Source organism: Terrabacter sp. NPDC000476, from assembly GCF_040300125.1.
GTDB lineage: Bacteria > Actinomycetota > Actinomycetes > Actinomycetales > Dermatophilaceae > Terrabacter.
Genome location: NZ_JBEPDF010000008.1, coordinates 1 through 5,408, shown reverse-complemented (window position 1 = coordinate 5,408; position 5,408 = coordinate 1). Strand labels below are relative to the sequence as shown.

The window sequence follows — 5,408 nt, the reverse complement described above, 5'->3', positions numbered from 1 at the left end:
CTGCCGCTGTGGGCGCGCCGTCGCCTGCGCTGCAAACCCCACCGCGGCCTGCAGCCTCGAGCAGCCGATCATCAGCGACCGCGACGCCGATGCTGGCCCGCCCGGGCAGCACCAACTGCCCCACGGTGATGGTGCCCCCCAGACACGCCAGCACACGCTGCGCCAACCCCTCAGCCGCACGAGCGGCAGGCACATCGGCAGGCAGATGAACGATGATGGCGAACTCATCACCACCCAGCCGCGCCGGCAGGTCCTGCGGACGGCACGACCCTCGCAGCCGGTCCGCGACAACCTGCAGTACCCGGTCCCCGGTGCTGTGCCCGTAGCTGTCATTGAACGCCTTGAAGCCGTCCAGATCGATGTAGACCACTGCCAGCCGTTCGCCCGTACCCCCATCCAGACCCGCCCGCCCCTAGTGGAGTCCACCAGAGTGGTGTGCGACGGTACCGTGATCAGCGCGCCTGAGACGTAGAAAGCGGCCACCGCGTGATGCTTCGAACTGAGTTCCCGCTCAAGATCGAAGAGGACACCGCGATGACCGCCAACCCCATGATGGACCCTGCCCGCTTCCTGGACGAACACCTGACCCAGGCGAGCCCGGACCTGATGCGCACCATGCTGCGCTCGTTCATCGACACCCTGATGTCGGCCGAGGCCGACGCCGTCTGCGGCGCCGAGTACGGCGCCAGCAGCCCCGACCGAGTCAACACCCGCAACGGCTACCGCCACCGCGACTTCGACACCCGGATGGGCACGATCGACGTCGCCATCCCCAAGCTGCGCTCGGGCTCCTACTTCCCGGACTGGCTGCTGGAGCGCCGCCGCCGCGCTGAGCGGGCGTTGACCACGGTGGCCGCGACGGCCTACCTGCTGGGTGTCTCGACCCGCCGGATGGAAAAGCTCGTCGAGACGCTCGGCATCACCCGGTTGTCGAAGTCGCAGGTCAGCGAGATGGCGAAAGATCTGGACGCCCAAGTCGAAGCCTTCCGCACCCGCCGACTGGACGCCGGTCCGTACACGTTCGTCGCCGCCGACGCGCTGGTGATGAAGGTCCGCGAGGACGGCCGGGTCGCAGGCGTGCACGCCATGCTGGCCGTCGGGGTCAACGCCGACGGGCACCGGGAGATCCTGGGATTGCAGACCTCCTCGGCTGAGGACGGCGCTGGTTGGCTGGGGTTTTTCCGCAATCTGACCGCCCGCGGCCTGACCGGCGTCCGACTGGTGACCTCGGATGCGCATGCCGGGCTGGTCGCTGCAGTGGGCGCCACGCTGCCCGGCGCGTCCTGGCAGAGGTGCAGGACCCACTACGCCGCCAACCTGATGGCCGTCACGCCGAAGACGTCCTGGCCTTGGGTGAAGACGTTGCTGCACAGCGTCTACGACCAACCCGATGCCGACTCCGTCCATGCCCAGTTCGACCGGCTGCTGGACGCGGTCGAGGCCAAACTGCCCAAGGTCGCCGCACACCTGGACGGCGCCCGCACCGACGTGCTGGCGTTCACGACGTTCCCGAAAGAGGTGTGGCGGCAAGTGTGGTCGAACAACCCGCAGGAGCGGTTGAACCGGGAGATCCGCCGCCGCACCGACGTGGTCGGCATCTTCCCCGACCGTGACTCCCTCATCCGCCTGGTCGGCGCCGTCCTGGCTGAGCAGGACGATGAGTGGACCGAAGGGCGCCGCTACCTCGGCCTGGACCTGCTGGCCCGCTGCCGGCTGACCCCGATGCTCGGCGGCCAGGACACCGCCGAGACCACGCCGGAGGTGAACTCCGACCTCACCATGCAGGCCTTGACGGCCTGACCGCACGCAGCATCACGCGGCGAACGTCAAACACCACCTCTGGGGACTTGACCGGCCTCGGACGTCCTGACATGGCTCCCCTCTATGTCAAGGGCGGGGTCTTGCGGGGTCGGCGAGGACGGGTCGAAGATGGTCGGGCGGGTCCGGGAAGTGACTTCTCCGAAGAGCCGGCATCGGGGTCCGAGCCGGCCGCGCTGGAGCCAGTAGACGCCCCCACGTGTCCTCCCGGACCCGTCACCAGCTCGGCGTCGACCGCCTCCTCGACAGTGTCGTCGTTCAGGACATCAGCAAGGTCGACGACCAGCTCCACCTCCTCGGCCAGAGCCCTCGCAGCCGGATCTGCCACGGGCCCCTGCGGGGGCTCTAGCCCGAACCGGCGAACGTCGTCGTCGGCGACCATCTGGCGATAGACCACGTCCGACAGACGCCGCTTCAACGCCCGCAACGCCTCCATCGACGACTTCCCCGCCGCCTTCTTCCGATCGAAGTAACGCCGGCCTTCGGTGTCGTGGCGCAGCTGGACGATGGCCATCGTGTGCAGGACCCGGTTCATGCGCCGGTTCCCGGCCCGGGACAGCCGCTGGTGGTCACTATCACCGCTGGAGGCATCGATCGGGGCGGTCCCGTTCCAGGACGCGAAGTGCCCCTTGGACGGGAACCGGGCGATGTCCCCGACATCACCCAGCAGCCGCGCCGCCGTCGAGGGGCCGATGCCCTGCAGGTCCATCAACCGCGATCCCGACGCGAGGATCAGCTCGGTGAGTTCCTTGTTCGCGGCCTTGATCAGCTTGTCCGTCGTTGTGAGCTCGTCGACCAGCGCGACCACGATCCGACGCCGCGTCTTGCCCACCACGTCCCGCGGGCGGACCGTCGCGACCAGCGCTTTGGCCTGCGCTGCAGACAGGAACTTCTTCGCCCCGCCCGGCATGAGCTCCAGCAGCAGCTTGTGGATCCGGTTTACCGTCTCGGTCCGCCGGACCCCCAGCTCATCACGGCGGTCGGCCAGCAGCCGTAGTGCGACGTGCTCACCGTCGACCTCAACCGCCCGAAGCCCCGGTGTTCGCAACGCCACTAGAGCGATGGAGTGAGCGTCGGTGGCGTCGGTCTTGCGGCCCTGACCGGTGGAAAACACCCGCGCCCGCGCCGACAACTTTGCGGGGACGTCGACGACGTCCTCACCGTCGGCGATGAGGCGCTGGGCTAGGTGCTTGCCGATGCCGTTAGCGCCCTCAACCGCCCAAACCCTCGAGGGGAACTTCCGCCCGGCGGCGAGCATGGATCGGTAGCCGGCGGTGTCGGTGGCGAAGCGCCCCTCGCCCAGGACGTCCTCGCTGCGGTTGAGGACCTCAATGGTCGCTGAGCGCTTATGCGGGTCCATCCCGATCACCACCGGGGCCGCTCCTGCCGCTGCCCTTGCTGCTGGCTTCGCTGTCCGACTCGATGTGGGTTTCGTCTGCTTCACGCTGGACTCCCCGTCGTGGTCGGGGACGGCCGGTCAGTCGTCCCCGGTGGTGCTGACGGTGGTGGGCAGCGCTACTTCGAGCATGACCAGACCCCTCTTGAGCCTCACCCCGCCGGGCGGTGCCCGCCGCTTCGCACGCCATGTGAGAGCCACACCGGTGAAGCTGGTGGGCAGCCGATAAGAGAGCGTCGCGCCGGGCACCTCGACACAGCCTGGCCGGGCCGTCGCCGTGGGGGAAGTCAACAAGTAGCCGATGAGCGAATGCAAGCCGCGTACACAGATCGCCGATACGAGGTCTGTGGCGCAGGCAGGATCGAGTCGTCCCCACATCGGGGAGAGAGAAGGCAGAGGAGGTGCTGTGAGGTACGAGGTCCAGCCCAGCGGCGTGGTGGAGTGGCAGGACGGCGATGGAAGCGCCTACGCGCTACTCCTCCTCTCCGTGCTGTGGGCCATCAACCTGCTCGTGTGGCTGAGCTATCGGGCCTGCGGCCGCGGCTACACCCTCCACGTCTTCGACGAGAGGGACCGCCGAGTGGCCAGAGAGCGCTATCGGACTCGCTCGGCCGCTGAGTCGGCGTTGACGCAACGACGAGCGATTGATGAGGCGAGCTTGTGAGACCTCAAGTCGTGACCACCGGGTCATGACGCAGGCCGCATCGCGAGCGGTCATGGGCCTTTCCGCGCTCGATGACCTCGCGGTCTTGCCGATGTCAGCAAGATCACCAAGGCATCAGCAGGACTGACGCACCTACTCAGGCGCCTTCCCCGATCGCAGGTGACGTTCCAACGCGGCGACCTCCTCATCGCTCACCCTCGGCTCGAAGTCCAGATACTCGCTGGGGTAGATCCCCGCCCCCGATCCGGGCAGCACCACCAGCCACGCCCCTTCAGGACCGAACCAGTACCCCTGCCCGGCGGTCCCCACGTCCACAAGGTCATCGGGGTTGGTGGACTCCCCAGCTGAGACCACCCGCACCCACTGCCCATCGCTGCCGTAGGGCGGTCTGGGAATCACCACGTCCAGGTACTCACCGGCGATGCGCTCGACCGGCACATCGAAGAGCCGGGCCGCGCCCTCACGCGCCAGCGTGTACACCTGCCCGGTTTCCCGGGTGATCCCGACCAGCACCTCACCGTCGGGCCCCTCGACAAGCACGGCGTAGGAGCGGTCTGCCTCGTGCCGGACCCGAGCACGCACACGCAGCAGGGCACCCTCGCCCTCAGGACCGTCGGGCACGCGCACCACCGCAGGCCACGGCCGGACCGCTGGTCAGTCCTGCGCCCGTTCCCAGGTCAACGCGCAGATCACCCACCATCCCACCTGGATGACCCCCGTCCACAGCAGGGCCACGGCGGCCAGCACGAGCAACGCGAGGTCGCCGGTGCTCACCCCGGACACCAGCAGCAGCAGCCCGGCCACCAAGCTGGCCACCGCCGCGTACCGCATGATCCGCAGGTAGGGGTTGCCCTCGGCGTCCTCTTCGATGAGGGCACGGAGCCGAATGGGGAGAGCCGACGTGCTGGGTGTGGTCACAGCACCATCATGACCGCGTGATCGTCTCAGCGGCGGCAGCGTGCGTCCGGTCATGGCGTCCTGCGGGCGCGTCCGGTCATGCCGCGGTGCGCGCGGGCGCACGGTCATCCCGCCAACCGCTCCCTCGCATCGACACTGACGATCTTGTCCGGCAGCCCTCACCGGGACTCGATCAGGTGACCGCAGTCGCAGCACATCCATTGCCGCTCACTGACCGCCACCACCTCCTCGTCGTGGTATTCGCGTCGCTCACACGCACTACCCACCAGGAAGCCGCGACTCAACGGCGGCTGCGGCTGCTCACGCACCCACTCCCGCTCCTGCCCCTGCTGCTGCCAGGTCCACACCTCGGCTCCCCGCACGACCCACGGCACCGCAGGCGCCTCGAGCAGCGCGGGCAGATCCACCCCGGCCGGCAGCGGCGCTGGATCCCACCAGTCCTGCAGCGGCCACGTTCCGCTGGCCCGGAAGTCGCGTACCAGCTGCTGCCACCGCGCCCACCGCTCGTCCTCGCCACCGACGTCGTGGACGTCCGGCCCGAACACCTCCTGTGGTTCCGGCTCCGCGCCGGCCAGGTAGCCCTCCAGCGATGCCTGCGCTGACGGCGACAGG

7 protein-coding genes are annotated in these 5,408 nt (G+C 68.7%); 2 read left to right on the top strand and 5 right to left on the bottom strand.

Annotation, left to right across the window (positions count from 1 at the left end; all coding sequences use genetic code 11):
• A partial coding sequence (locus ABT295_RS20985) for a GGDEF domain-containing protein (RefSeq protein WP_352396354.1) occupies window positions 1-370 on the bottom strand: 370 nt, incomplete at its 3' end.
• A gap of 164 nt (window positions 371-534) precedes the next feature.
• On the opposite strand from ABT295_RS20985, the gene ABT295_RS20980 reads away from it, so the two are divergent.
• Entirely contained in the window at window positions 535-1,800 is a 1,266-nt protein-coding gene (locus ABT295_RS20980) for an IS256 family transposase (RefSeq protein WP_352396353.1), read from the top strand.
• Between the two features lie 82 nt (window positions 1,801-1,882).
• On the opposite strand, the gene ABT295_RS20975 is transcribed toward ABT295_RS20980, so the two are convergent.
• Entirely contained in the window at window positions 1,883-3,178 is a 1,296-nt protein-coding gene (locus ABT295_RS20975; protein WP_502991248.1) for an IS110 family RNA-guided transposase, read from the bottom strand.
• Window positions 3,179-3,620: 442 nt separating this feature from the next.
• Between ABT295_RS20975 and ABT295_RS20970 the strand changes: the two genes are divergently transcribed.
• Window positions 3,621-3,878, top strand: a complete 258-nt coding sequence (locus ABT295_RS20970; RefSeq protein WP_352396351.1) for a hypothetical protein — start codon at window positions 3,621-3,623, stop codon at window positions 3,876-3,878.
• 132 nt (window positions 3,879-4,010) lie between these two features.
• Here ABT295_RS20970 and ABT295_RS20965 read toward each other — a convergent pair whose 3' ends face one another.
• The 3 genes from ABT295_RS20965 to ABT295_RS20955 form a co-directional block, all read right to left on the bottom strand.
• The gene (locus ABT295_RS20965; RefSeq protein ID WP_352396350.1) at window positions 4,011-4,505 is read right to left on the bottom strand and encodes a hypothetical protein; all 495 of its coding nucleotides are present in this window, start codon (window positions 4,503-4,505) and stop codon (window positions 4,011-4,013) included.
• Window positions 4,506-4,532: 27 nt separating this feature from the next.
• Window positions 4,533-4,796, bottom strand: a complete 264-nt coding sequence (locus ABT295_RS20960) for a hypothetical protein (protein ID WP_352396349.1) — start codon at window positions 4,794-4,796, stop codon at window positions 4,533-4,535.
• A gap of 158 nt (window positions 4,797-4,954) precedes the next feature.
• Window positions 4,955-5,408 (bottom strand): hypothetical protein (locus ABT295_RS20955; protein WP_352396348.1); only part of this gene is annotated, 454 nt, incomplete at its 5' end.